We start from the raw sequence: 25,545 nt of genomic DNA on the forward strand, positions 1-25,545 counted from the left end.
CGGGGGGCGGCCGGCCCGGCCCCGCGGCTACTCGTACGGATCCTTCGGCTCCGGGATCCGGGTCACCTGGGCGGCCGTCAGCAGCGGGATGGTGTCCGGCTCGGCCTCCTTGCCGTCCGGTAGCCAGGTCCCGATCACCTCCACCCAACTGCCGGCCGGTGGTGCCGGGTTGGCCGCAGCGCCGCGGATCTCCACCTTGGACGCCAGCGCGTCGGCCGCGCAGCAGCTGATGGTCAGTCTCGTCAGGTACCAGCCGCCGCCCTTCCCGGCCGTGACGAAGCCGGTGAGCCTCACCCGGCGGCCGCGCAGCGGCGCGGCGGTGTCCCAGACGGCGCGGACGTCGAACGAGCCCAGCGTCATGGTCAACGGGTCCCCGGCCGGCAGCGGCGGGAAGGTGGGCTGGGCGCCCGCGGGCTTGACCGTCGTACTCTCCGACCGCTGCGCGGTGTACGAACCCAGCGCCGGGGGTGCGATCAGCACGATGGCCAGTACCGGCAGGGTGAGCAGCCAGGCGATCCCGGGGCCGCCGTGGTGGCCGTGCCCGTGGTCGCCGCCGTGGTCGTCCGCGGCGGCGTGGGCCTGGTCCGGGTCGGCGCGCAGGGCCTGCACGGTGGCGATCGCGCTCGCCACGCCGAGCAGTACCAGGACGGCGCCGGTGGCGATCAGGTACGGCCGCAGGGCCGCCCGGACGTACCTGAGGTAGCTGTCGCTGAACAGCGAGATCCGCAGCAGCGCCGTACCCAGCAGCACCAGCAGGATCGCGCGTACCTCACGCCTCAAAGCAGCCACCACCCGATCAGTGCCGAGGCCGCGATCGCGACCAGGAAGGTGGCGGCCGAGAACCGCCACGCGAACGCCCGGCCGAAGGTGCCGGCCTGCAGCGCGATCAGCTTGGTGTCCACCATCGGGCCGACCACCATGAACGCCAGCCGGGCGGCGGGCGGGAAGACGCTCAGGCTGGCCGCGACGAAGGCGTCCGCCTCGGAGCAGACCGCCAGCACCACCGCGAGCAGCGCCAGCACCAGCACCGAGACCGCCGGCAGGCCCGCCGCACCCTTCAACACCGCGCGCGGCACCAGGACGTTGAGGGTGGCCGCCGTGATCCCGCCGATCACCAGGAACCCGCCGGCGTGCAGCAGATCGTGTTCCAGGGTGGCGCGGAACACCGCGAACCGGCCGGACCCCGGCGGCACGTCCCGCCGGACCTTCGGCCGCAGCCACTCGGGCCGGCCGAAGCGCTCCCAGAGCAGGCCCATCACCACGGCCGTCCCCAGCGAGGCCAGGAACCGGGCCAGCACCATCTCCGGATGCCCCCGGAAGGCGACCGCGGTCGCGGCGAGCACCACGGGGTTGATCGCGGGCGAGGAGAGCAGGAAGGCCAGCGCCGCCGCCGGGGCCACGCCGCGGGCGATCAGCCGGTCCGCCACCGGTACGGACGCGCACTCGCAGCCGGGCAGGACCACACCGGCGACGCCCGCGACCGGCACCGCGAGCAGCGGGTTGCGCGGTAGCGCGCGCTGCAGGAAGGAGGCCGGCACGAAGGCGGCGATGGCGGCGGAGAGCACCGTCCCGAAGAGGAGGAAGGGCAGCGCCTGGACACAGATCGCGACGAAGACGGTGGTCCAGGTCTGCATCCAGGCGGGAGCGGTCCAGCCGCCCGTGAGGCGCTGCGCGAGCAGCAGCGCCGTGATCCCGGCGACCGCCAGTTCCAGGGAGCCGACACGGCGTCTGGTCGCCCTGGACGGTGGGGTGGGCCCGCTTTCGGGCGGGTGCTCGGGCGCGACGGTCGGATCGGCAGCTCGGCTGCCCGGGGTAGCCACGCGCCGAAGTGTAGAGGGCGAATCTTTGCGGGAGTTGACAGGCATCCCATGAGCTGGCGCGTCAAACGGCGAGTGCGTGGCGCGGCGGGACCAGCCGGTTGCCTCGTCGCACAGCTGCCGGTCAGTCAGCCCGGACTTCACCGGCCCGTCGGCGCAAAGCACCGTCTGCCTCGGCGCGAGTTGAGCGTGGATCAAGCCCTCCTCCTGGCGGACCAGCCGGACCAGGTCCTCGGGTTGCGGGGTGCTCGCTCACGCTGGATGCGCTTTCGTGGCCGACCACCAGCACGCTATCCCGCGCTGCGCGGCGGAAGCCGCCGTGTGATCCGGTCGAACAGCTCCGCCAGCGGCTCGCCGACGTCCCGACCGAACTCGGTCAGCCCGTAGGTGACCTGGGGCGGCGTCGTCGGCTCGACCCTCCGCCAGACCAGGCCGTCCTCGACCAGCGTGCGCAGGGTCTGGGCGAGCATCTTCTCGCTGATGCCCTGGATGCTCTCGCGCAGCTCGTAGAACCGAAGGTCGTTGCTCCGCAAGGAGATCAACACCCAGATGCCCCACCTGCTGGTCACATGGTCGACCACATCGCGCGCGGGGCAGTCGGTGTGAAACACCTCATACCCTTCCCCCGCCTCGGCCTGCATGAGCTGCGAACCTCCCACCATGTGATGAGCTTACCTCAAGGTATGTCCTTACCAAGAGTTAGCTCATGCTCCTAGCGTCAAGACCACAGAGGGCATCTGACGAAGGAGCTGATCATGATCGTGGTGACCGGGGCCACCGGGAACGTGGGCCGGCCGCTGACGCGGGCACTGGCCGAGGCGGGCCAGCAGGTGACAACGGTGTCGCGGCATGCGGCAGCGGTGCCGGACGGCGTCCGCCACCTGGCGGCCGACCTGGCCGAGCCGACCAGCCTTGAGCCTGCGCTGACCGGGGCGAAAGCGCTGTTCCTGCTGCTGTCCGGCGACCTGCACGCCGCCGGAGCCAGCCCGGCCGACATCATCGGCCAAGCCGCGACCAGCGGGGTCCGCCGGGTCGTCCTGCTCTCCACGCAGGGCGTGGCGACCAGGCCCTTCGGCCCGACGCGGATCGCGATGCGGGCGGTCGAGGACGTGCTGCGGGAGTCCGGCCTGGAGTGGGCCGTCCTGCGACCGGGCGGCTTCGCCTCCAACGCCCTGTGGTGGGCCGAGTCCATCCGCGCGCGGCGGGTCGTCGCCGCGCCCTTCGGCGACGTCGGGGTGCCGATCATCGACCCGGCGGACATCGCCGAGGTCGCGGCGGCCTGCCTGCTGGAGGACCAGCACACCGGCGGCGTGTACGAGCTGACCGGCCCGGAGGTGATCACGCCGCGCCAGCAGGCGGAGGCCATCGCCGCCGCGCTGGGCTCGCCAGTGCGGTTCCACGACCTCACCCGCGACGAGGCCAAGGCCGCCATGGCCCAGAGCATGCCGGCGGAGCTCGCCGAGGACACCCTGACCATCCTCGGTTCCCCGAACCCGGCCGAGCTGCGCGTCAGCCCGGACGTCCAGCGGGTCCTCGGCCGCGCCCCGCGCCCGTTCGCCGACTGGGCCGCGCGCAATATCGCCGCGTTCCGCTGAAACGGGTCAGCGCCGCTGGAAATTCGCGCCGGGCGCGCGGTCAGCCGGGTGCGCCACCCCGGCGCGGTCGAGCAGGTGGTGCATGGCGGTGACGGGTACGGCGGGGTTCCCGGCGGCGCTGCGGGCGGTCTCGACGTCGTGCAGCAGGGTGGTCAGCACACGGGCCGGGAGCCGGGCGTCACCGGCTGCGGCGCTCCGGACCCACTCCTGCGGGTCGTCGAGCAGCCGGACCACCGAGGCGGCGGAGAGCCGGCCGTCCCGAAGCGCCCGGTACCGGATCTCCGGATCCCGGTCCCGGCTGCTGAGTTCGACCTCAGCCGTGGTCGACTCCGGCTCGGATTCGGCGGGTCCGGGTGTCCGGGGGCACGGGTGGGGCGGCAGGGCGGCCGACTCCCGCACCCGGGAGTCGGGGTCGGCGGCCAGTGCGGCCAGCAGGTGTACCGGCAGCCCGGGGTGGCGCGCGATCGGGGCCCGGACCCGCGGATCCGCATCCGTCGCGAGGCTTGTGTAACCGTCCTCGGTGAGCGGCTGGTTCATGGTGGCGGTGAGCATGGCGAGGACGGGCCGGTCCCCGTCTTCGGCGTCCGCCAGCAGCCGGGTCCGGTCCGCGGCGTCGAGGTGCCGGCTCTCCACCAGCCGCCGCCGTACCGTCCACTCGGGGTGTGACAGCCAGGCGGCCACCACCTCCGGCGGCAGTTCCCGGTCGAGCAGGGCGGACCACAACCGCTCGGCCGGATCCTCCGTCAGCAGCCGCAGCAGGACGGAGGCGTCCGCCGCCGGGTTGCCGGCCAGGCCCTCGAGCCAGGCGCGGCGCAGGCGGAAGGGAGCGCTCCGCCAACGGCCGAAGGACTGCCAGCCGGCCGTCCGTTCCTCCGCGCTCTCGGCGGCCTTCACCCGGGCCTCGGCCTCGAGCCGTGCGCCCAGCCGGTCCACGGCGATCAGCCAGACCGAGTACTCCTCGGTCGTCACGCCCAGCAGGCTGTCGCCGTCGGGCGAGAGCGTGACGAACTCCGGTTGGCCGGGTCTGGGGCCCAGGACGCCTGCCAGGTCCCAGCGTTCGGTGAGCCGTACCTTCAGCCAGCCGCGCGGGGAGGCAGGGATGTCGATCAGGAACTCCCCGTCGGGGCCGAGCACTTCGTACTCGGTCGCCAGTCGCCGCCACTGCGCGTTGAGCTCGGCGACGAGATCCGGGTGGTCGCTTCGCACCTCGGCCGTCGGTCGGGCGTTCCCGGCCGCGACCGGGCGCCAAGCCGCCTTCGGCGGAAGCACGTTCACGGCCTTGCCGTCGTCCACGAGCTCCAGACCGGTCCGCCGCAGCAGGTCCGCCAGTTCACCGCTCCCAGCCGTCATGCGGCCATCCTGCACCACGCCGGGTGCGACACGGGTCTCGATTCGGCACCGGCTACGCGGTCTTGACGGGCGGGCGGCCATGATGCGGGCCAGGGGCCGGTGGTGCGCCCGGTGCCGTCCGGCTGATAGGCATGATCCGTGCGCTTTGACACCGTTCCGATGCCCCCGACCGTCGATGCCAGGCCCCGCGACACCCGCGGCTATCCCGTTCCGGCCATCACGCCGTGGCAGGAGGACCAGCCGCAGTTCGCACTCACCGACTACGGACGCAGCGCCGACTGCGCGCGGGGGCGGCTGTGCTCGGTCTGCAACACGCTGATGCCGCGCGGTCCGGTGTGGCGGGTGGTGGGCGCCACGGAGAGTGCCGCCATCGCCGAGGCGCTGGCCGCCGGCCGGCCGTACCGCAACCTCGCACCGACCCTGGAGGGGCCGGGCCACCGCGCCTGCATGCTGTACGCCTCGATGGTCTGCCCCTACCTGGCCCGGCCCAACGCGCGGCGCGGTACGTCCGCCGCCCAGCCGGACGAGCTGACCGAGCACGTGGTCCGCGGTGCGATCCGCGGCTCGACGGGCGCGGTGGTGGGCTTCGCCGACTACGAGTACGCGATCACCGACACCCAGGTGCTGTTCCGCTTCATCGACGTGGTCGAGTTCCTTCCGCACGACAGCGCGGACGCTCACCTGGACGAGCTGAGGGCCGAGTTGGCCCGGTCGGCCGGAGACTGATCCGGTCGACCGGGCCGACTCGGCCCAGGTGCCGTCGCTGGCTGCTCCCCCCGGGGCGGTCAGCGACGGAAGGCGGGCATCCCGGTGTGGGTGGACACCAGGGCCGGCTTGGCGGAGCCGTCGGCCGGGACGGTGGCGATGCCGCCAGTGGTGCGGGCCGCGATGGTCTTGCCGTCCGGGGACCAGGTCGGCTGGACGTAGTTCCTGGTGGAGCCGGGGGTGAGGTCCTTGTCGGTCGGGGCCTGGCTGTGCAGATCCCGCTCGAACAGGTGGTCGTGACCGTCGACGGAGCGGACGAAGACGACCTTGTCGCCGTCGGGCGACAGCGCGGGCTGGGAGCCCTTGGTCAGCGAGCCACCCTCCTGGCGCAGGTACTCGTCGCGGATGTAGACGTCGCCCGTGCCGGTGTTCGCGTAGGCGATGGAGCCGATCTTCCCGCCGGCATTGGGCCACAGGTTGCCGGTCTGCGGCAGCTGATCCTCGTCCGGGCCGGAGAAGGTGTTCAGGGGGAGCTTGACCGGCTTGCCGTTGACCGCGGTGGCCGGCACCTTCTGCAGGGTGGCGACGCCGCCCTTGGTCGCGGCGAAGATGATGTTGTTCTTGGCCGGGACATGGTTCCGGGTGTCGGCGGCGGCCACCTGCCAGGTCGGGTGCGACCAGATCTGGTGGCCCGGGTTCTTGGCGACGACGACCCGGTGGCTGCCGTTCGCCGCGGAGACGACGAGGCTGCCGTCGGCGCCGTCGATGAAGGCGGCCTTGGAGCCGTCCGGGGACCAGGCGAGGTCGCGGACGGGGACACCGAAGTCGACCTGCTTGCCGTTGATCACCACGTACTTGGTGCCGTTGCTGATGGTCAGGCCCTTGGGCGCGGTGGCCGCGTTCGCGGCGGTGGCCGCACCGATCGTGAGCAGGGCGGCGCTGGTGGCGGTGAGGGCGACGGCGACCGCGCTGCGGAGCCGGTTGCGCGTGGACATGAGTGTTTCCCCCCAAGGAAGTTGATGGTGCGGTGATCGGTGCTCGCGGGCGGCATCCGCGGCCCGGCGGACTACTGTGCAACGGTCCGTCGTCAAGGCCGAGGCAACGCGCTGGCTGAACGTCATGGATCCGCGAAGGTGCTGCCGTCGTACATGGTGGCGACAGCACCCGGCGGCGTGGTGCGGATCAGGAGTTGATCAGGTGCTCGGACATCGCGGCGAGGGTCTTGGCCGCCTCGGTGGTGTCGCTGATGTTCACCCGGGAGGCATTGATCGAGATCATCGAGATGGTCGGACCGTTCTGGACGAACAGCTCCTGCGCCTCGCTGGGCAGGTCGTCGATGACGGCGGGCTTGCCCGAGGAGTTGCGGGCGGCGAAGCGGTAGGCGGTGCCGTCCTCGGTGACGGCGGTCCGGCCGACCGCGAAGTGCACCGGCTGGCCGGTGGTCTCGTCGCCCCAGTGCTGGGCGTTGCGGCGCTTGACGCAGCCCGCGTAGTCGCGCTTGATGGTGGCCATGGCCTTCTTCGCCGCGGCGCTGTCCTTGAAGTTGAACAGGATCTGGGCGGCATCAACCGGGTCGTGGCTGTTGGCGGAGTCGGTGAACGGCATCACCGAGATGGACTTGGTGCCGAGCTCCTTGGCCGGGCCGCCGACGCCGCAGGTGAGGAGCCACTGGAACTCGCCGGTGGTGGTGTAACGCTTCTCCGGCTGGGCCTTCCAGTGGTGGCCGGCGGCGAGCGGGACCTCGCTGCCGCTCAGCCAGGGGGACGCCGTGGCATCGGCGGTGGCGGCCTGCGCGGCGGGCGCGAGCGCACCGGCCAGGCCGATGGCCAGGGCGCCGGCGGTGACGAGCTTCGCGGCACGGGAGACAAGGAGCTTGCGCATAACGGGTTCCCCCCGAGGAACGGACAGGACGGCTGGTCGGTTCTCGCGTGAGCCGCGCTGCCATTCCCCCCGGATTTCATCCACCCGTTCGAGCTGCCGCCGCTCTGTGCGATGTGAAAATTCTGTCGGGCGAACGTTCACAATCGATCTTCTGTGTGTCACCGCCGTGCAACAGCGCTCACCTGGGGGAGGACAGAGGTTCGGCGCGCCGCCCGGCGCCCGCGCGGTGGACCCCGGGTACGGACCTGGGGGATCCGCCGCCGGTGCGGGCTCCGGCTTGACCCTGACCCCACGTCAGGGCCCAGGCTGAGCCCGACGAGAGGTGGATCGATGAGCTACTCGGTCGGGCAGGTGGCCGGCTTCGCAGGGGTCACCGTGCGCACCCTGCACTACTACGACCGGGCCGGGCTGTTGTCGCCCGGAGACCGCAGCCCGGCGGGCTACCGGCTCTACAGCGACGCCGACCTGGGCCGGCTGCAGCAGATCCTGTTCTACCGGGAGCTGGGGTTCTCCCTGGAGGAGATCGGGTCGATCCTGCAGGATCCCCGGGCCGACGTCCTGGAGCAGCTGCGTGAACGGCACCGGCAGCTGACCGAGCAGGTCACCAGGCTGCAGAAGCTGGTCGAGGTCGCCGAGCACGCCATGGCGGTCCAGCAGACGGGAGTGGAGCTGACGCCGCAGGAGCGGTTCGAGGTCTTCGGTGACGTCGTCTTCGACCTCAGCTACGCCACCGACGCCCATCTCAAGTGGGGCCGCAGCGAGGCGCACCGGGAGTCGATGGCCCGGGCCGCGGCGCACACCAAGGAGGACTGGCAGCAGTTGATGGCCGAGGCGACCGCCTGGCGGAAGCGGCTGCTCGCCACCTTCGACGCGGGTGCGCCGCCGGACGGCGAGCGGGCCAGGGTGCTCGCCGAGGAGCACCGGCAGCACGTCGGCCGCTGGTTCGCCCCCTGCCCGCCCGAGACGCACTGCCGGATCGCCGACGACTACGTGGCGGACGCCCGCGCCTTCGCCCTGGTGGTGCCCCCGGCCGAACAGCGCCCCGGGCTGGCCCAGTTCCTGCACACCGCCGTCCACGCCAACGCCGTCCACGCCAACGCCGTCCACGCCAACGCCGGTCACGCCAACGCCGGTCACGCCAACGCCGGTCACGCCAACGCCGGTCACGGCGAAGCCGGTTGAGTCCGCGCCGGCAGCCCACCCGCAAGGAGAACCGTGAAGATCCTGATCATGGCGGCCGGCTCGTACGGAGACGTCGCCCCCTACACCGGTCTCGGCGCCGGTCTGCGGCAGGCCGGTCACCAGGTCGCCCTCGCCGCGCCCGAGGCCTTCGCACCGCTGGTGGCGTCCTGCGGAGCGGAGTTCCGCCCGCTGCCCGCCGACCCGTACGGCGGGGGCGGCTCCGCGGAGGGCCGGACTGGCCTGCTGGGCCGGGTGAGCGCGTTCATCCGGGCACTCGGCGAGGGGATCGCCGAGGCGGCCGCGCCGGGCGCGGACCTGCTGCTGCTCTCCACCACCACCGCCCCGCTGGGCCGGCACGTGGCGGAGGCGACGGGCGCCGCCTGCCTGGGCGCCTATCTGCAGCCGGTCGCGCCCACCGGGGAGTTCCCGCCGGTGGTCGGCGGCGGCCGGTCGCTCGGACGGTGGGGCAACCGGGCCGCCGGACGGCTCTCGCTGCGCGTGGTGGACCGCCTGCACGCCGACGCGGTACGGCAGCTGCGGACCCGGCTGGGCCTGCCCGCCCTGGGCCCGGGCGAGGCCCGCCGAAGGGAGCACGCCCCCTGGCCGGTCCTGCACGGCTTCAGCCCGACCCTGCTGCCCCGACCGGCGGACTGGCCGGCGGGCCTCGAGGTGGTCGGCAACTGGTGGCCGCACGATGCGGGCGAGGAGCTACCCGCCGAGGTCGAGGACTTCCTCCAGGCCGGGCCGCCACCGGTGTTCGTCGGCTTCGGCAGCATGGGCGGCGGCGAGGGCGAACGGCTGACCGAGCTCACCGTACGGGCGCTGCGCCGGGCGGGGGTCCGCGGCGTGCTCCAGTCCGGCCGGGCCGGACTGTCGGCCGCGGGCGACGACATCCTGACCGTGGGCGAGCTGCCGCACGCCCGGCTCTTCCCCCGGACGGCCGCGGTGGTGCACCACGCGGGCGCCGGTACCACCGCCGCCGGGCTGCGTGCCGGCGTACCCGCCGTCCCGGTCCCGGTGACGGCCGACCAGCCGTTCTGGGCCCGCCGGGCGGCGGCCCTGGGTGCCGCCACCACCCCCGTCCCGTTCCGCGAGCTCTCGGCCGACCGGCTCGCCGACGCGGTGCGGCGCGCGGTCGGCGAGCCGTCGTACCGGGCCCGCGCCCGGGCCGCGGCCGGCCGGATCACCGCCGAGGACGGCCTCGCCCGGGTGGTCGAGGCGGTCGCGGCCCTGAGCTGACCGCTCGGGCGCTGCCCGGCAGGCAGGGCGATGCCGGGCACGGCCTGCCGGAGCTGGCGCTACCCCGCCGGGAGGGCCGTCGGGCAGAGCCGCTGGGGCCGGCCGCCCTTGAGGACGGCGTCGACGCAGCCGGGCGGGAGGGACCCGTACGCGGTGGTGCCGAAGTTGGCGGTGACCTGGAGCACCGCGTCGCCGAAGGTGGTCTGCTGGACCCGGTGGTCGGGGGTGAGCCAGCGGAAGCCGGTCATCGGCGAGGTGCCGGCGGCCTGGTGCAGGGGTGCGAAGTAGCGCTGCAGCTCGGCCAGCCGCTTGCCTTGGGCGGTGATGGCGGGGCCGTCCAGCACCAGGTTCAGCGGGGTGTTGTAGAGCATGGCGAGCAGCGCCCGGTCGGTCTCCAGGGCGGGGAACTTGTTGTACGACAGCTCCCAGCGGTCGAGGTTGACCTGCGAGTCGTGCAGCGCGGTCTCGTACAGCGGGATGCGGTACACCGGGTCGAACATGGCCTTGGCGAGGTCGGGCGGCAGGGTGACCGGCTTGAAGAACGTGCCCGGTGCGCCGGCGGGTGCGTAGCCGCCCCAGGCCGCCTTGTCCCGCTCCAGGGGCCAGAGCCCGTCGGCGACCGGGGTGGCCGAGCCGTGGCTGAACGCGATGACCGGGCTGGCCCAGCTGCCGGCGCTCTCCGAGCCGAGGACCAGCTTGTCGGGACCGGACAGCCGGCGCATCCGGGCCAGCCGGTTGGCCTGGTCCTGCGACTGGTTCATGGCATGGGTGGGGCTGTAGTCGTCGAACAACTCGCCTGCCGCGTCGACGTCGAGGAAGTAGCTGTTCGCGCCGTTGGCGGTCAGTTGCACGGTGCGCTCGGCCAGGTACCGCCGGCCCTCGGCGCTCTGCTCGAAGGCCTGCGAGCTCAGGTAGCAACCGCGGTCGTGGAAGCCCGCCTTCACCTGGCCGTTCTGCTCGTGGACGCAGAAGTCCGGATAGACCGGGGACGGCCAGGAGGAGGTCGGCGCGTCGGAGGTCTTCGGGTCCTGGCCGTTGGCGAACGAGTCGTACGGGCCGACCAGGTAGCCGGCGCGCTTGGCCGCCGCGACCGCCTGGGCGTCCATCGGCTGCCCGTCGGCGTCGTAGCCGAGCCAGAGCCGGCTCAGCCCGAGTGCCTGCAGCTGTGCGATGCCCTGGGCGGTCCGGGCGGTGCCCCAGGTGTAGGCGTGGAAGGCGCCGAGGAGTTTGCCGACCTCCGGGTTGGCGGCGATCTTGCTCTTGAGGGTGACCAGCCGGCCGTGGTCGGTGAGCCAGCGCCGGTAGTCCAGCGCGGGCGCGACCGGGGACGGGTCGGTGAGGGCGAACGTCACGGTGTAGTCGGTGGTGTCCGCGCGCCGGGAGAAGGTGTGCAGGCCGGTGCCGCGCAGCCGCCCGCCGTCCGAGGCGAAGGCGACGGAGCTCCCGGCGGGCTGCGGGACCAGGTAGCTGACGCCGTGGCCGCCGAGGGTGTAGCCCCACAGCGGCATGGTCAGGTCGGCGGTGAGGTCGTAGCTGTGACCTGCCAGACCGGTGGAGTCCGAGTTCCAGAACGGATCCGCGACCGGTACGCCGAGTCCCTCGCCGCGCGGCAGCTGCACCTGCGAGGCGGCCCGGTCGGTACCGGTGACCGGCCAGGAGAGCGTGGAGTCGTCCCGGGTGCCGTGCACGGTGATCCGCAGCCGGCCCTGCTCCGCGGCCGCCGTCACCGACAGGCCGTGCTCGGGCAGCGTCCAACTCGCCGTCCTGCCGGAGACCTTGACGGGGCCGGGGCGGCCGAGCGGCTGGGTGGCGGGCGCGGAAAGGGTCAGCTCGCCGCCGTCGTCGGCGCGTACGTTCACGGCCAGCGAATCGGCCCGCACCTCGGCCGTGCCACCACTGACGGGTATCTCGACCTTCCCGGCGTCCAGCCGGATCTCGGGTCGGGCGCTCGCCTCGGAAGCCGACGGCCAGGCCACGCCGCACAGTGTGCCGGCACCGGCCACGACGAGCGCTGCGGCCAGCGCGGTACGGCGGCGACGCCGCTTCCCCGCCGACTGACGGGATGTCATGGAGTCCATCCCGGGATCGTGGCGCCCCGGGTTAAGAGCCTTCCTTACGAGCGGCACCCCGGAGGGGGATCGAGCTCGACTCGCCGCAGAATAGCTCCGGTCCACTGCCCCGGCGCCCGTCCACTCCCCGTACGAGGACGCGCCGAAGGCCGGCCGGACCCGTCGCCCGGGGTGTGCCGTAGCCTCCTGGGCGTACACCCACGTGGCCCGTCTGCTGAGCAAGCTCGGCGCCCGCGACCGGGTCCAGCTCGTCATCGCCGCCTACGAGGCCGGTCTGGTGACGCCGTACCGCTGAACCCGGCACGGCCCGCGGTACCCGACGGTGCCGCGGGCCGTGTTGCCGGTCGGTCATGGGGTGCGTGGCGGGCTCAGCGGTAGGCGGGCAGGCCGGAGTAGCCGGAGACCTTGGTCGGGGCGGCGGAGCCGTCGATCGGCAGGGTGTAGACGCCGTCGGGCGTCCGGGCGGCGACCGTCTTGCCGTCGTGGGAGATGGCCGGCTCGGTGAAGTCCGTGGTCGCGTTCGGCGTGAGGTCCTTCTCGGGCGTGCCGTAGCCGGCCTTCTCGAAGAGGTGGTCGTGTCCCTTGACCGACCGGACGAAGACGACGGTCTGCCCGTCGGGCGCCAGCGCGGGCTCGGACCCCTTGGCGATCGCGGCGCCGCTCAGCCTCAGGTAGTCGTCCCGGATGTAGACCTGGCCGTCGGTGGCGTTGGCGTAGGCCGTGGTCCCGTGCGGGCCGCCGGAGTTGGGCCACTGGTTGCCGGTCTTCGGAGGCTGGACGCTGCCCTCCTCGCTGTTGCCGATCTCCAGCGGCTGCGGGGTGCCGTTCGCGGCGGTGGCGGGGACCGACTCCAGCTTGAGGACACCGTCCTGCTTGGCGGCGAAGACGATGTTCTGCTTGCCCGAGTGGCTGTTCTGGGCGTCCGCCCCGTACACCTGCCAGGTGGGGTGGGACCAGGTCTGGCCGCCGGGGTTCTTGGCCACGATCATCCCCTTGGTGCCGTCGGCGCCGACGACCATCAGGTCGCCGTTGCTGTTGACGAACGCGGCCTTCGACCCGTCGGGGGACCAGGCGAGATCCCGGACGTCGGTGGCGAAGTTGACCGAGGTTCCGTTCATCAGCACGTTCTTCGTCCCGGTGCTGATGGTCAGCCGGTTGGCCGCGGACGTTCCGTTCACTGCCGGCTTGCCCTGGCCGCCGCCCGACGGAGCCGCGTCGGACTGGGCCGGAGCCGCACCCGACTGGGACGGAGCGGCGCTCTGCGGGCCGTTGGCGCCCGTGGTGGCGTTCGGATCGCAGGCGGAGAGCAGCATCGCGCCGGCGGTGGCCGCCAGGGTCATGGCGGCGACGGTGCCGAGCCGGTTGCGAGCGGACATGAACGTTCCCCCTTGTTGTTGCGTACGACAGGAGACAGAGTGTCAGACGCCGGTCCGGAACCGGTGCGACCGCTGTCACAGGCGGGCAACAGCCGGCGCCGCTCTGCCCGGCCGAGGTGAGCGAGGGTCCGCGCGCCGGGCGGCCGGCGCGCGGTCGTGTCGCCCGCCCCGTTCAGGCCCGGTCGGCCAGGGCGGCGATCCCGTCCAGGATCCGCTCCAGGCCGAAGTCGAGCGGGTCGCCCTGTTGCGGGGCGAAGGCCCCGGCGGTGATGGCGGCGGTCAGGGCCGGGTAGCGGTGCCCGTGGCGCTCCAGAACGTCGGCCTCGAGCCGGTTCCACTCCTCCTCGCCGGCCTCGTCCGCGGCGGCGGACTGCTGGGCGAGGGTCCGGATGTGACCGACGATCAGCAGGAAGGCGTCGTGCTGTTGCGCCGCGGGCAGTCCGGTCCGCGACAGGGCGGCCAGCGCGGCGTCCAGCCAGGCCAGTTGGTTGGGGCCCATCAGCTGCCGGCGCATCGCAGTGGCGGTCAGGATCCACGGGTGGCGGCGGTACTTCGCCCAGCACTGCCGGGCCCAGTCGGTCAGTCGGGAACGCCAGTCGTCCGGGATGCCGTCGGTCGTGGCCGGCGTGCCGAGCGCCGAGTCGACCATGAGGTCGATCAGTTCGGCCTTGCCGGGGACGTACCGGTACAGCGCCATGGTGGTGACGTCGAGCTCGGCCGCGATCCGCTGCATGGAGACCGCGTCCATCCCCTCGGTATCGGCGATCTCGATGGCGGCGGCCACGATCCGCCCGGCGGTCAGCGAGGGCTTCGGGCCGCGTCGAGGCTGCTCCTGCTCCCCCCACAGCAGAGCCAGGCTCGCCTTCGGATCGCGCTTCTTCTCCCTGCTCCCGGCCATGGCCGGCCCTCCTCGACGTGGTCCTGCGGACGGATGATTGACGGCCGCTCAGAACTGTGTATAACATACACGAAACTGCGTATTCGATAAACAGTTTCTGGGGGTAACCATGTTCGGCATCGCTCTCGCGGCATCCGCGGCTCTCGCCACGCCCGTGGCCGGGGCGCTGGGGTACCGGCGGATCAGGCAGGCCCGCAATGCCCGGCTGATGCGGATCGACACGCAGAACGGCATCGACGAGCGGGGCTTCGTCCGCATCGGCGGCCTAGACCACTGGATCTCGATCCGTGGCGAGGACCTGGGCAACCCGGTGATGCTGGAGATCCACGGCGGCCCCGGCGCCTCCAACGCGCCCTACGGGGCGCGCACCCGCGCCTGGGAGAAGCACTTCACCATCGTGCGCTGGGACATGCGGGGCACCAGCAAGACCCTCGGCCGCACCGGCGTCGACGGCCAGGGCGAGTTGAGCTTCGACCGGCTGTACCAGGACGCCCTGGAGGTCACCCGGCACGCCCTCGCCCGCCTGGGGGTGGACCAGGTGATCCTGGTCGCCAACTCCTTCGGCAGCGTCTTCGGGCTGCGGCTGGCCCGCCGGCACCCCGAGCTGTACTCGGCCTACGTCGGCACCGACCAGAACATCAACGACGGAGTCCTGGACGACTCCGTCCGACAGGCGCTGCTGGCACGGCTGCGCGCCGCCGGCAAGTCCAAGGACGTCGCCGTGGTGGAGCGGATGGGCCCCGACCGCACCGCCTGGACCGCCGAGCAGTTCAGCGCCTACGCCAAGCTGGTCGTGACCAGCGACCCGCTGACCTTCGACACCATGAAGACCGTGGTGGTGCGGTCCCTGCTGTTCTCCCCACTGCACTCGCTGCGCGACGTGAAGTACTTCTTCAAGGGCATGAAGCTGTCCGAGCAGATCGTCCCCGCCACCGCCGCCTTCGACGACTGGGCCGACGGCACCACCTTCGACCTGCCGTTCTTCATCTTCCAGGGCGACCAGGACGTGCTCACCGCACCCGAGCTCGCCAAGCGCTTCTTCGACGACGTACAGGCCCCGGTCAAGGACTTCGCGCTGATCCGCGGCGCCGCCCACTTCGCGTCGTTCCGGCAACCGGAGCAGTTCCTGGACCTGATGCTGACCAAGGTCCGGCCGGTTGTGACCGGCCGCCGGAGCGTCGCCGTCGGGTGACCGGAGCCGTACCGCCCCACCAACGACGACCTGGCCTTCGCGCAGCGCTTCGTCGACTGGAACACGATCGACCACGGCATCCAGCGCGTCGACGCATGCCGCACCCGCGACGGCCGACTGCTGCTGGTCGAGCCGGAGGACCTCAACCCCCACCTGTCGCTGGACCTCCTCGCCCCGGCGGAGCGCGACGCCTTCATCACGGCCATGAAGGCGTCGCTGCACCGTTCGCAGCCGAGGCCCGCACCACCCCGCAGCCCCCGGCGTAGCCGGGCGGGCGGGACGGCGCGGCCGACATGTCCGCCGTGGTGCGGGCCGGCGGACCGTGTCGGTCTCCTGGGCCGGGCAGGGACTAGCTCAGCGTCTTCAGCGCCGCCGCGTCGTACGGCTTCAGCTCATCGAACCGGTCCGCCAGGACCTTCGCCGCCCACTCCGGATCCTGGAGCAGGGCGCGGCCGACGGCGACCAGGTCGAACTCGTCGCGCTCCAGGCGGTCGAGGAGGTCGTCGATGCCCTGGACCGGGGCGCCCTCGCCCCTGAAGCCGCCGATGAAGTCGCCGTCGAGGCCGACCGAGCCGACGGTGATGGTGGGCCTGCCGGTGAGCTTCTTGGTCCAGCCCGCCAGGTTCAGGGCAGAACCCTCGAACTCCGGGAGCCAGTAGCGGCGGGTGGAGGCGTGGAAGACGTCGACGCCGGCCGCGGCGAGCGGGGCCAGGATCGCCTCCAGTTCCTGAGGGGTCTCGGCGAGCCTCGCGTCGTAGGCCTCCTGCTTCCACTGCGAGTAGCGGAAGATCACCGGGAAGCCGGGCGAAACGGCCTCACGGACCGCGGCCACGATCTCGGCCGCGAACTTCGTCCGGGCCACCGGGTCGCCGCCGTAGGCGTCGGTACGGCGGTTCGTCCCCGCCCACAGGAACTGGTCGATGAGGTAGCCGTGGGCGCCGTGCAGTTCGACGCCGTCGAAGCCGATGCGTTCGGCGGCCGCGGCAGCCTCGGCGAAGGCACCGATGACGTCGTCCAGGTCGAGCCGGGTCATCGCCCTGCCATGGCCTTCGGTGCCGTCGACACGGAGGCCGGAGGGGCCCACGGCGGGGGCGTCGGCGTAGGGCGGCTCACCCTGCTTGCGCACCATGCCGATGTGCCACAGCTGCGGCACGATCGTCCCGCCCGCCGCGTGAACGGCCTCGGCGACCTTCGCCCACCCCGCCAGCTGCTCCTCACCGTGGAACCGCGGCACACGGTCACTCTGCCCCGCCGACTCATGGCCGACGTAGGTCCCCTCGGTGACGATCAGGCCCACGCCCGCGGCGGCGCGCCGGGCGTAGTACGACCGCACGTCCTCACCGGGGACGCCGCCCGGGGAGAACATGCGCGTCATCGGCGCCATCACGATGCGGTTGGGGACGGTCAGGCCGTTCAGTGCGACGGGCCGGGACAGGATCCCGGCCGCGCGGGAGGCGGAGGATGCGGTGACGGTCATAGGTGTTCCTCGCAGCTGCCAGACGGTGAGTGCACACGCGTTGAATACGTGTAGATGCCAACCACTTTTGCGGCCACGACATTTCACCCGCCCGGCGAGCCGCCGTGTGATCCCGGACACATGCCCAGTGGGCGGGGAGGCCGAGGTCCAGCTCACTTCCGCTGCGGGCCTCGGCATCCACCCCGACTGCACGGAAGGCGCCAGGGGCGCGTTCATGGCCGCTGGGGGAGGCGGGTGGTCCGCCCTGGACGGCGATGAATGGGACCGGAATCCGGGACTTGCGAGTGCTGTGGCGTAAGTGCTCGGGCAGCTGCGCCAGCGTAAGCACGACCGCTGCGACCGTGTGACGCGAGCCGGAACTCCGCACCGTTCACCCGCCCGCTGTCGAGAGCGCGGCGTCCCCCGGCTGACGCCGGTTCGGCTCCGGGTAGTCCTGCAGTGCGATGTTCTCGGCGGTCTTGCGGGCGATCCTGGCGGCCATGTTCTTTCCCGGCAGGTAGGGCATGACCTTGTAGTAGTGGTTGAGGAGTGCGGCCAGGAGCCGGTTTCCGGGAACCATGAGTCCGGCCACGCCGTCGCCCATCCTCTGGCAGCCCGCCGCGTACTCCCGCATCCCGTCCTCATAGCGGGCGAACGCGATCCGATGGTTTCCGTCCGCGGCGGCCAGTTCTCCAGCGAGGACGTACGCGCCGACCAGGGCGAGTCCCGTTCCCATGCCCGACAGGGAGGAGGGGCAGTAGGCGGCGTCGCCGATCAGGGCGACCCGACCGCGGGTCCAGGAGTCCATACGAACCTGGGCGACCGAATCGAAGTAGAAGTCGGGCGCGTACCGCATGTCTTGCAGCAGCCGGTCGCTCTGCCAGCCGTTGCCACTGAAGTGCTCGATGAGGACGGCCTGTTGCCGCGCCACATCGCGGCGGTCGAGGTCCAGGAGCGGGGAGGCGAAGTAGAAGACGGCCTTGGCTTCGGTGTTGTGGCGGGCGCTGTACATCGCGACGAGTCTGCCTGCGGTGCGATAGGCGTGTCCGGTGTGGTCGAGCCCGAGGTGGTTGGCCGTGGTGAAGATCGCGCAGTGGACGCCGAGGTGCCTCACGAACTGCTCCTCCGGCCCGAACGTCAGGCGGCGGGTGTTGGAGTGCAGCCCATCGGCGCCGATCACCAGGTCGAATCTGCGTGGCGCGCCGCGTTCGAAGGAGACGGTCACGCCTTGGGCGTCTTCGGCGAGCGAGGTGATGGAGTCTCCGAAGACGTACTCGGTGTACTTCTCGGTCGCGTCGTAGAGGATCCGTGCCAGGTCGCCCCGGAGGATCTCGACGTCGCCGGCAAACAGATCGGCGGGCAGCTTGGCCTGCGGCTTGCCCGCGCTGTTGACGTACGACATGGATCCCGTGCCGGTTCGGGCGCGCTCGATCTGGTCCATCAGGCCCATGCGGCGGAGGATCGACAGATGCGCCTCGCCCCGGAAGTCGACGGCGTAGCCGCCGTCCCGAAGCGCGGGGGCGCGCTCCACGATCGTGGGGTTGAAGCCGTGCCGGTGGAGCCAGTAGGCGAGCGCGGGGCCTGCGACGGAGGCACCGGAGATCAGGACGTTGAGGTTCTTCACGACGGAAAGACTGCGCGGGAGGTCTCACCGGTGGCTCACCGCGCACTCACCGCCTCGATGACGGCTTCGATGACGGTCTCCGGGAGGCCCAGCAGGCGAAGCGCGTCCGGGGTGGCGGCCCCGATCACGACCGCCGCCTCGGCGGCCTCCCGGTAGCGCGTCCGGGCCCCGGTGGTGTCACCGAGGCGCGCGGCGACACCGCCGAGGCCGGCGAGTGTGCGCACCCTGGTGCCGACGCTCTTGACCCAGTGCGGGTCGATCCGTTCGAGGGCCTCCTCGTACAGTCGCCCCGCTTCGGCCAGGTCGCCGTCGAGCAGAGCGATGTCACCGAGCCCCCGCAGGGCCGCCGCCACGCCGGTGGAGCTGCCGGCGCGGCGGGCGATACCGGCGGCCTGGTCATAGTCGGCGCGGGCCGCCGCCGCGTCCTCGCCGAATCGGTGATCGCCCCGGTTGACCAGCAGATCGGCGCTGTCCTCCAGGGCACCGAGCTGCTCGGTGAGCGCGAGAGCCTCGTCGGTCAGCGCGATGGCCTCCGCGCGGTTGCCGCGCCCGCCCGCCAGACCGGCGAGCGCGTCCAGGGCCAGGGCAGTGCCCCAGCGGTCGCCGAGCGAGCGGAACCCCGCGACGGCCGTGCCGAAGGCGTGTGCGGCCAGTGCGGTGTCCTCCTGCCCGAGAGGGCCGAATCCCGACACGTACCGGGCGGCTGCTCGCGCCCACGGCTCGGAGCAGTCGCGCTGGGACGAGACGAAGGCAAAGGCGCGCTGCGGGTCGGCTTCGCCCGCGTTCCGCATCATCCACAGGAACAGGCTGACGGGGTAACGGCCCGGCCGTGCCCCCGACCAGGCGGTGGCCAGCGCCTTCTCGGCGGTCGCGCGGTGCCGCTGCCACACCGGCCGCCCGGCGACGCCGGCTGCTGCCAGCAGCACGCACGCCACGTACTCCTCACCGAGGCCGGCCGGTGGTGCGTCATCCATGGCTTCAAGGAGTGCGATCGCTTGCGGTGCGACCGAGGCGGACACGCCTCGGATCCACATGTAGTTCGAGGCCGAGGCGAGCAGCTGGAGTCCCGTCTCCACTTCCGCTGCCTCGACCGCCCAGCACAGAGCCGCAGAGAAGTTGCTGTGTTCGACCCTGAGGACGGGCAGCCACTCCAACTGCTCGGAGCGCCGCAGATGGGGATCTGCGGTCCGCAGCAGCTCCAGGACCCACCGGGTGTGTGCGCGCTGCACCAACTCGCGCTCACCGGCCGCGTCGAGCCGTTCGGCACCGTAGGCGCGGATCGTCTCCAGCATCCGGTAGCGACCGCCCGCGAACTCCAGGAGCGACTTGTCGACCAACAACTCCAGTGTCTCGCCGTCGGTTCCGCACACCCGCAGCGCGGACTCGGCCGTCGCGCCACCGGCGAAGACCGTGAACCGCCGTGCGGCCTGTTGCTCGGGGCCGGAGAGCAGGTCCCAGCTCCACGCGACCACCGAGCGCAGCGTCCGATGCCGCTCGGCGGCTGCGCGGCCGCCACGGGCAGCGACCTCGAGCACGTCATCCAACCGTCCCGCGAGGTCGCCGACATCCAGAGTCCGGACACGTGCCGCCACGAGCTCGATGGCCAGCGGCAGGTTGTCGAGAGCCGCGCAGATCCGACTGACGACCTGAGGGTCGGCGGCGAAACCGCGCCGCACGGCGTCGGCCCGGTCGGTGAAGAGTCGTACGGCCGCTTCGCCGTCGAGCGGCCGCACCTGCCAGAGATTTTCGCCGGTGATACCGAGTGGCTCCCGGCTCGTTGCCAGGACTCGCAGCCGTGGGCAGAGGGCCAGTAGCCGCGCTGCCAGCGCCGCGACATCGTCGATGACGTGCTCGCAGTTGTCGAGGACGAGCAGGAGCTGCCGGTCCGACAGCGCCGCGATCAGGCGATCGACCGGCGTCGGCCCGCTGTCCCCCATGGTGAGCCCGTTTTCACGCAGGCCGAACGCGCCCAGCAGCGCCTGCGTCAGTCCGGCGCCATCGTGCAGCGGAGCCAGTTCCACGAAGCAGACATCGTCGGCCGCGACACCCGCGACCTCGACGGACAGCCGAGTCTTGCCGACACCGCCGGGGCCGACCAGCGTGACCAGCCGGGCCACCCGCAGCAGACCGGCGACCTCGGCCACTTCGTCGGCGCGACCGACGAATGCCGTCAGCTGGGCGGGTGGCGCGGTGGGCGCGGGCGACGGGTCGGTGCTCAGCAACTCCCGGTGCAGCGCCCTGAGTTCGGCGGATGGATCAGCGCCCAGCTCATCGGCCAGGTGTCGCCGGGTCTCCTCGAACACCACCAGGGCCGCAGCCTGCCCGCCCTCGGCGAACAGCGCCCTCATCAGGAGCCCCGCCAGTCGTTCCCGCAGCGGATGGCGGCCGACCAGCTCGCGCAACTCGGGTATGACAGAGCGGGGTTCGCTGATTCGGCACTCGCCCTCGATCCGGTCTTCGAGTGCCCCGAGCCGGTGCTCCTCCAGCCAGACAGCGGCGGGCTGGGCCGTCTCGGCTTCGGCGAGGCTCGCCAGCGCCGGCCCCCGCCACAGTCCCAGCGCCTCGCGCAGCAGCGCGACCGCCCGTTCGGCGTCGTCGGCACGCAAGGCGGCCCGCCCTTCCCGGGCGAGTCGCTCGAACCGGCAGGCGTCCACGTCGTCTTGCGGAACTACGATCCGGTAGCCCGCCCCGGCCTGTTCGATCGCGGCTCCGGGGCCGAGGGCCTTGCGCAACCTGGATACCTGGGACTGCAGCGCGTGCGCCGACAGTGACCCGGCCGGGTCGATGGCGTCGGACAGCCGGTCCGCCGACACGACCTCTCCCGGGTGCACCAGCAGTTGGGCCAACAGTGCGCGGCGGGCCGGTCCGCCCAGCGGAACCTCGGCCCCGTCCTCGTGCCAGGCCCGGGTCTCGCCCAGGATTCCGAACAACATGCCGGCGATTATCCCCCGGTGTTGATCACGCGTGGGCGATCGGGCCGAGAAAGGTCCCGCCCGAGACATCGATGGTCTGGCCGGTCACCCACCGGCCCTGCGGGCCCGCCAGGAAGCCGACGACGTCAGCGACGTCGTCGGGCTTGCCGAGCCGCCCGAGCGCGGTGATGGCTTCGAGGCCGGCGACCACCTCGGGGATCGCGGTGTAGCCGGCGGTCATATCGGTTCGCACCGCGCCGGGTGCGACGGTGTTCACCGTGATACCACGCCTGCCGAGCTCGTTGGCCAGCGATGGGGCCATCGACTCCAGCGCCGCCTTGCTGACGGTGTAGCCGATCTGCGTGGAGACGGCGAACCGGCTGGCCGTCGAGCCCATGTTGATGATCCGGCCGCCGTCGTTCAGCAGCGGCAGCGCGCGCTGGATCACGAAGAACGGCGTGCTGACGTTGATGGAGAGCAGCCTGTTGAGCTCCTCCATGGTCACCTGCGCGATCGGGTTGCCCGAGCTGATGCCCGCGTTGTTGACGAGGATGTCCAGTCCGCGTCCCGCCAGGCCTGCGGTCAGGCCCTCGAACAGCCGGTCCACGGCGCCGTCTTCGCCGAACCGGGCCTGAACGGCGAACGCCCGGCCGCCTGCCTCCTCGATCCTCGCGACGGTCTCCTCGGCCGCAGCGTCGTTGCCACCGTAGTGGACGGCGACCAACGCGCCCTCGGCGGCGAGCCGCAGTGCGATCGCCCGGCCGATTCCGCGCGATCCGCCCGTCACCAGTGCTGTCTTGCCGGTCAGCATGCCCATGGTCTGCTCCTCGCCCAGTGGCCGGTCCTGCGTGGATCCGGCGTTGGGGCAACAGTGGCGGCGGTGGCTCACCGCACGCTCACCGCACGCTCACCGGGCTCCTGATCTGGGCTTCGGGAACCTCCGGTCTGTTCCAAATGTTCGCCCTGCTTCAACGCGGGCTGCTGGTGGGTGCGGAATGCGGCACCGTCGCGGCCGGTGCTCGTGCCCGGCCGGAGGCGCCGGTGGGCCCGCTCCGGAGCCTTGCGGTGACCGGCGCGGCCTGGAGGCGGCTCGGCGGCACACCTGCTGTACGAGGCGTGCTGCTGTCCGGAGGCCGCGATCGTGTTGGAGATCGGGGACCAGGCCGTGGTCGAACGATACGCCGAAGGCCCCGACCACCGGGGCGGTCGGGGCCTTCGAGCTGCCCTGGCGGGAAGATGGTCGGCGACTTGTTTGTGGTGCTTGCCGCACAGCAGGACCAGGTTCGTATGACTGTCCCACGGACGCGTCGTCCAGCGCGCCAGCCCTCGGTCCACCCTTCGAGCGGGCGACTATGTGGGCCGCCTCGCCGAAGACCGAAAGGTCGTCGCGGTCAGTCCCGGATGACCTGCACCCGGCGGATCGTGCACCTGCCGCCTGCTTCACATCAGATGATCTTGCGGGTCTTTTCGGACAAAGCCATGAATTGCACCCTGCCGGAGGAGTGGTGCCCGGCGGCGCGAACGCGGTGGCTTGGCCCGGGAGCCTGTCGGCCGGATGCGGTCGCGCAGTCAGCCATGCCCCCGGTGCATCTGGGCAACTGCAACCAAAACTGCAACCACGGAACGACGAGGGGCCCGACCGCAGTGCGGTCGGGCCCCTCGTTTGCCCAGCTGGGCAGAGGCGGAGGATACGAGATTCGAACTCGTGAGGGGTTGCCCCCAACACGCTTTCCAAGCGTGCGCCCTAGGCCTCTAGGCGAATCCTCCGTGGGAGAGCTTAGTACATGTTGAGGGGTGCTCGCGAACCGCAGTCTCGTAGGTGGTCACGGGTGGCTGCCTGCGGATCGGAGATCGGGGTGGAGTGCGGGGTCCGGGGCCGGGATCCGCTACTCTTGGGGCAGCCCCTCGTGCGGCGTTATCTCTCTGAACCCCCCCAGGGCCGGAAGGCAGCAAGGGTAGGAGAGCTCTGGCGGGTGCACGGGGGGTCCTTGCGTTCCGGGGCTGCTTCGGTGGGACCACGCGTTTGTCCGCGTGTCCCGATATCGTCGTTGGCGTGTCCCTAGCCCTGTACCGCCGCTACCGCCCCGAGACCTTCGCGGAGGTCATCGGGCAGGAGCACGTGACCGCTCCGCTCCAGCAGGCCCTGCGCAACAACAGGGTCAATCACGCCTACCTCTTCAGCGGCCCGCGCGGCTGCGGCAAGACGACGAGCGCCCGAATCCTGGCCCGCTGCCTCAACTGCGAGCAGGGGCCGACGCCGACGCCCTGCGGTGAGTGCCAGTCCTGCCGGGACCTGGCGACGGGCGGACCCGGCTCGATCGACGTGATCGAGATCGACGCCGCCTCGCACGGTGGTGTGGACGACGCGCGCGAGCTGCGCGAGCGGGCTTTCTTCGCGCCGGTGCACAGCCGGTACAAGATCTTCATCCTGGACGAGGCGCACATGGTGACCTCGGCCGGCTTCAACGCGCTGCTGAAGGTGGTGGAGGAGCCGCCGGAGCACCTCAAGTTCATCTTCGCGACCACCGAGCCGGAGAAGGTGATCGGGACGATCCGCTCCCGTACGCACCACTACCCGTTCCGGCTGGTGCCGCCCGGCACGCTCCGCGACTACCTGGCCGAGGTGTGCGGCCGGGAGGGCATCGAGGTCGAGGACTCGGTCTTCCCGCTAGTGGTCCGGGCCGGTGCCGGTTCGGTGCGTGACTCGATGTCGGTGATGGACCAGCTGCTCGCGGGTGCGGGCGAGGCCGGCGTGACGTACCAGATGGCGACTGCGCTGCTCGGGTACACGGACTCGGCGCTGCTGGACGAGGTGGTCGACGCCTTCGCCGCGCACGACGGGGCCACGGTCTTCCAGGCCGTCGACCGGGTGGTCGAGGGTGGGCACGATCCGCGCCGCTTCGTGACGGACCTGCTGGAGCGGCTGCGCGACCTGGTGATCCTGGCCACCGTGCCGGATGCCGGGGAGAAGGGGCTGATCGACGTCCCCGCCGACCGGGTCGCGGTGATGCAGGCGCAGGCCGACCGGTTCGGGGCGGCCGAGCTGAGCCGGGCCGCCGACATCGTCAACACCGGGCTGACCGAGATGCGCGGGAACGCGGCGCCCCGGCTGCAGCTGGAACTGATCTGCGCCCGGGTGATGCTGCCCGGCGCGTACGACGACGAGCTGTCGCTGCAGGCGCGGCTGGACAAGCTGGAGCGGCGGGCTGCGGCCGGAGCCCTGGCGGCGCCGATGGCACCCATGGCACCCATGGCACCGATGGCACCCGCAGCAGCGGCTCCGCAGGCCCCGGCGGCACAGGCCCCGGCCGCGATGCCGCTGGCCCCGGTGGCGCCCGCGCCGCAGCAGCCGGCCTCCGCTGCCGCCCCGGTGCAGGCTCCCGGGCCCGCGCAGGCGGGCCCCGCGCCCGGCGCGTGGCCGATTCCGCGCAGCTTCCCGCCCGCCGGGGGCGCGCCTGCCCCCGTCCCCGCCCCCGCGCCGCAACAGCCGGCGCCCGCTCCGGCGTACGCCCAGCCGGCGCCCGCGCCGGTGCAGGCCCCGGCGCCCGCGTCGCAGCCGTCGGGCGGGCAGCCGTCCGCCGTCGCGCAACAGGGTGCGGCCCAGGTGCGCCAGCTCTGGCCGCAGATCCTGGATGCGGTGAAGAACCGCCGCCGGTTCACCTGGATCCTGCTGAGCCAGAACGGCCAGGTCGCGGGCTTCGACGGCAGCGTGCTGCAGGTCTCGTTTATCAACGCGGGCGCCCGGGACAGCTTCGTCAGCAGCAACAGCGACGACGTGCTGCGGCAGGCGCTGGCCGACTCCCTCGGGGTGGACTGGCGGGTCGAGTGCATCGTCGACCCCTCCGGTGGTGGCGGCGGTGGGTCCTCGTACGCGCCGCCGGCTCCGCAGGCCGGCGGCGGCTGGGGCGGCGGTGCTGGGGCGGCGCAGGCTCCCAGGCCGGCCGTACCTGCGGCACCGCCGCAGGCCCCGGCTCCCGTCCAGCCCGCGCCCGGTCCGGTGCCGCCCCCGGCCGCGCCGCCGGCGCGGCCGCAGCCGGCCATGGCGCCGCCGCAGGCGCCGCCCGCCCCGATGGTGGCGCCCGAGGACGACATCCCCGAGGACGACGACCCGGATCTCAAGGAGGACGCGTACTCCGGCCAGGAGTTGATCATCCGCGAGCTCGGGGCGACGGTGTTGGAGGAGATCCACCACAACAGGTGACCGGCGGTGCCTGCGCGCCGCACGGCGGCGCGTAGGCTCAAGGTGACA

At 72.3% G+C, this 25,545-nt stretch carries 19 protein-coding genes, 1 tRNA gene, 1 other RNA gene and 1 pseudogene; 8 read left to right on the plus strand and 14 right to left on the minus strand.

What is annotated here, in order from left to right:
* Nucleotides 1–27: 27 nt before the first annotated feature.
* The 3 genes from ABD369_RS14855 to ABD369_RS14865 all read right to left on the minus strand — a co-directional run bounded on the left by ABD369_RS14855 (nucleotide 28) and on the right by ABD369_RS14865 (nucleotide 2,479).
* Nucleotides 28–789 carry a TIGR03943 family putative permease subunit gene (locus ABD369_RS14855; RefSeq protein WP_344636848.1) on the minus strand — a complete coding sequence of 254 codons (762 nt, stop codon included), beginning with the start codon at nucleotides 787–789 and terminating at the stop codon, nucleotides 28–30.
* On the minus strand, nucleotides 777–1,865 hold the full coding sequence (locus ABD369_RS14860; protein WP_425557623.1) for a permease: 1,089 nt from the start codon (nucleotides 1,863–1,865) through the stop codon (nucleotides 777–779). Before ABD369_RS14860 ends, ABD369_RS14855 begins: the two co-directional genes overlap by 13 nt.
* A 242-nt stretch (nucleotides 1,866–2,107) precedes the next feature.
* Nucleotides 2,108–2,479 carry a winged helix-turn-helix transcriptional regulator gene (locus ABD369_RS14865; RefSeq protein WP_344636850.1) on the minus strand — a complete coding sequence of 124 codons (372 nt, stop codon included), beginning with the start codon at nucleotides 2,477–2,479 and terminating at the stop codon, nucleotides 2,108–2,110.
* Between the two features lie 93 nt (nucleotides 2,480–2,572).
* Here ABD369_RS14865 and ABD369_RS14870 point away from each other — a divergent pair, with 93 nt between their 5' ends.
* The gene (locus ABD369_RS14870; RefSeq protein WP_344636851.1) at nucleotides 2,573–3,412 is read left to right on the plus strand and encodes an SDR family oxidoreductase; all 840 of its coding nucleotides are present in this window, start codon (nucleotides 2,573–2,575) and stop codon (nucleotides 3,410–3,412) included.
* Nucleotides 3,413–3,418: 6 nt separating this feature from the next.
* On the opposite strand, the gene ABD369_RS14875 is transcribed toward ABD369_RS14870, so the two are convergent.
* Nucleotides 3,419–4,762: a hypothetical protein gene (locus ABD369_RS14875; RefSeq protein ID WP_344636852.1), complete on the minus strand. Its 1,344-nt coding sequence runs from the start codon at nucleotides 4,760–4,762 to the stop codon at nucleotides 3,419–3,421.
* A gap of 138 nt (nucleotides 4,763–4,900) precedes the next feature.
* On the opposite strand from ABD369_RS14875, the gene ABD369_RS14880 reads away from it, so the two are divergent.
* Nucleotides 4,901–5,488, plus strand: coding sequence for a hypothetical protein (locus ABD369_RS14880; RefSeq protein WP_344636853.1), 588 nt, complete (start codon nucleotides 4,901–4,903; stop codon nucleotides 5,486–5,488).
* Between the two features lie 59 nt (nucleotides 5,489–5,547).
* Here the strand turns inward: ABD369_RS14880 and ABD369_RS14885 are convergent, their stop codons facing one another.
* Nucleotides 5,548–6,462, minus strand: a complete 915-nt coding sequence (locus ABD369_RS14885; protein WP_344636854.1) for a TolB family protein — start codon at nucleotides 6,460–6,462, stop codon at nucleotides 5,548–5,550.
* Nucleotides 6,463–6,649: 187 nt separating this feature from the next.
* Complete coding sequence (locus tag ABD369_RS14890) at nucleotides 6,650–7,348, minus strand: hypothetical protein (RefSeq protein ID WP_344636855.1); 699 nt, start codon at nucleotides 7,346–7,348, stop codon at nucleotides 6,650–6,652.
* Between the two features lie 330 nt (nucleotides 7,349–7,678).
* On the opposite strand from ABD369_RS14890, the gene ABD369_RS14895 reads away from it, so the two are divergent.
* Together ABD369_RS14895 and ABD369_RS14900 are read left to right on the plus strand one after the other, a co-directional pair.
* A complete protein-coding gene (locus tag ABD369_RS14895) occupies nucleotides 7,679–8,530 on the plus strand; it encodes a MerR family transcriptional regulator (RefSeq protein ID WP_344636856.1) in 852 nt (283 codons plus the stop codon).
* A 33-nt stretch (nucleotides 8,531–8,563) separates the two neighbouring features.
* Nucleotides 8,564–9,769 (plus strand): glycosyltransferase, encoded by a 1,206-nt coding sequence (locus tag ABD369_RS14900; protein WP_344636857.1) that lies wholly within the window; start codon nucleotides 8,564–8,566, stop codon nucleotides 9,767–9,769.
* A gap of 59 nt (nucleotides 9,770–9,828) precedes the next feature.
* Here the strand turns inward: ABD369_RS14900 and ABD369_RS14905 are convergent, their stop codons facing one another.
* The 3 genes from ABD369_RS14905 to ABD369_RS14920 all read right to left on the minus strand — a co-directional run bounded on the left by ABD369_RS14905 (nucleotide 9,829) and on the right by ABD369_RS14920 (nucleotide 14,112).
* Complete coding sequence (locus ABD369_RS14905) at nucleotides 9,829–11,838, minus strand: glycoside hydrolase (protein WP_344636858.1); 2,010 nt, start codon at nucleotides 11,836–11,838, stop codon at nucleotides 9,829–9,831.
* Between the two features lie 368 nt (nucleotides 11,839–12,206).
* Nucleotides 12,207–13,214 carry an LpqB family beta-propeller domain-containing protein gene (locus tag ABD369_RS14915; protein WP_344636859.1) on the minus strand — a complete coding sequence of 336 codons (1,008 nt, stop codon included), beginning with the start codon at nucleotides 13,212–13,214 and terminating at the stop codon, nucleotides 12,207–12,209.
* Between the two features lie 172 nt (nucleotides 13,215–13,386).
* On the minus strand, nucleotides 13,387–14,112 hold the full coding sequence (locus ABD369_RS14920) for a TetR/AcrR family transcriptional regulator (protein ID WP_344636860.1): 726 nt from the start codon (nucleotides 14,110–14,112) through the stop codon (nucleotides 13,387–13,389).
* A 109-nt stretch (nucleotides 14,113–14,221) separates the two neighbouring features.
* Here ABD369_RS14920 and ABD369_RS14925 point away from each other — a divergent pair, with 109 nt between their 5' ends.
* Nucleotides 14,222–15,304, plus strand: coding sequence for an alpha/beta fold hydrolase (locus ABD369_RS14925; protein ID WP_344636861.1), 1,083 nt, complete (start codon nucleotides 14,222–14,224; stop codon nucleotides 15,302–15,304).
* Between the two features lie 3 nt (nucleotides 15,305–15,307).
* Nucleotides 15,308–15,529, plus strand: a pseudogene (locus tag ABD369_RS14930) (hypothetical protein); the annotation flags it as partial.
* Between the two features lie 124 nt (nucleotides 15,530–15,653).
* Here ABD369_RS14930 and ABD369_RS14935 read toward each other — a convergent pair.
* From ABD369_RS14935 to ABD369_RS14955, 5 genes are all read right to left on the minus strand, one after another.
* Nucleotides 15,654–16,781: an NADH:flavin oxidoreductase gene (locus ABD369_RS14935; RefSeq protein WP_344636862.1), complete on the minus strand. Its 1,128-nt coding sequence runs from the start codon at nucleotides 16,779–16,781 to the stop codon at nucleotides 15,654–15,656.
* A gap of 370 nt (nucleotides 16,782–17,151) precedes the next feature.
* On the minus strand, nucleotides 17,152–18,384 hold the full coding sequence (locus ABD369_RS14940; protein ID WP_344636863.1) for an FAD-dependent monooxygenase: 1,233 nt from the start codon (nucleotides 18,382–18,384) through the stop codon (nucleotides 17,152–17,154).
* 35 nt (nucleotides 18,385–18,419) lie between these two features.
* Nucleotides 18,420–21,317 (minus strand): ATP-binding protein, encoded by a 2,898-nt coding sequence (locus tag ABD369_RS14945; RefSeq protein ID WP_344636864.1) that lies wholly within the window; start codon nucleotides 21,315–21,317, stop codon nucleotides 18,420–18,422.
* Between the two features lie 25 nt (nucleotides 21,318–21,342).
* Nucleotides 21,343–22,113, minus strand: coding sequence for an SDR family oxidoreductase (locus tag ABD369_RS14950; RefSeq protein WP_344636865.1), 771 nt, complete (start codon nucleotides 22,111–22,113; stop codon nucleotides 21,343–21,345).
* 865 nt (nucleotides 22,114–22,978) lie between these two features.
* Nucleotides 22,979–23,063: transfer RNA gene (locus ABD369_RS14955), tRNA-Ser, on the minus strand.
* Nucleotides 23,064–23,192: 129 nt separating this feature from the next.
* Here ABD369_RS14955 and ffs point away from each other — a divergent pair.
* An RNA gene (ffs, locus tag ABD369_RS14960) (signal recognition particle sRNA small type) lies at nucleotides 23,193–23,289 on the plus strand.
* 60 nt (nucleotides 23,290–23,349) lie between these two features.
* A complete protein-coding gene (locus ABD369_RS14965; RefSeq protein WP_344636866.1) occupies nucleotides 23,350–25,497 on the plus strand; it encodes a DNA polymerase III subunit gamma and tau in 2,148 nt (715 codons plus the stop codon).
* Nucleotides 25,498–25,545 lie beyond the last annotated feature (48 nt).

The sequence above is a fragment of the Kitasatospora cystarginea genome, from assembly GCF_039533515.1.
Taxonomy (GTDB): domain Bacteria; phylum Actinomycetota; class Actinomycetes; order Streptomycetales; family Streptomycetaceae; genus Kitasatospora; species Kitasatospora cystarginea.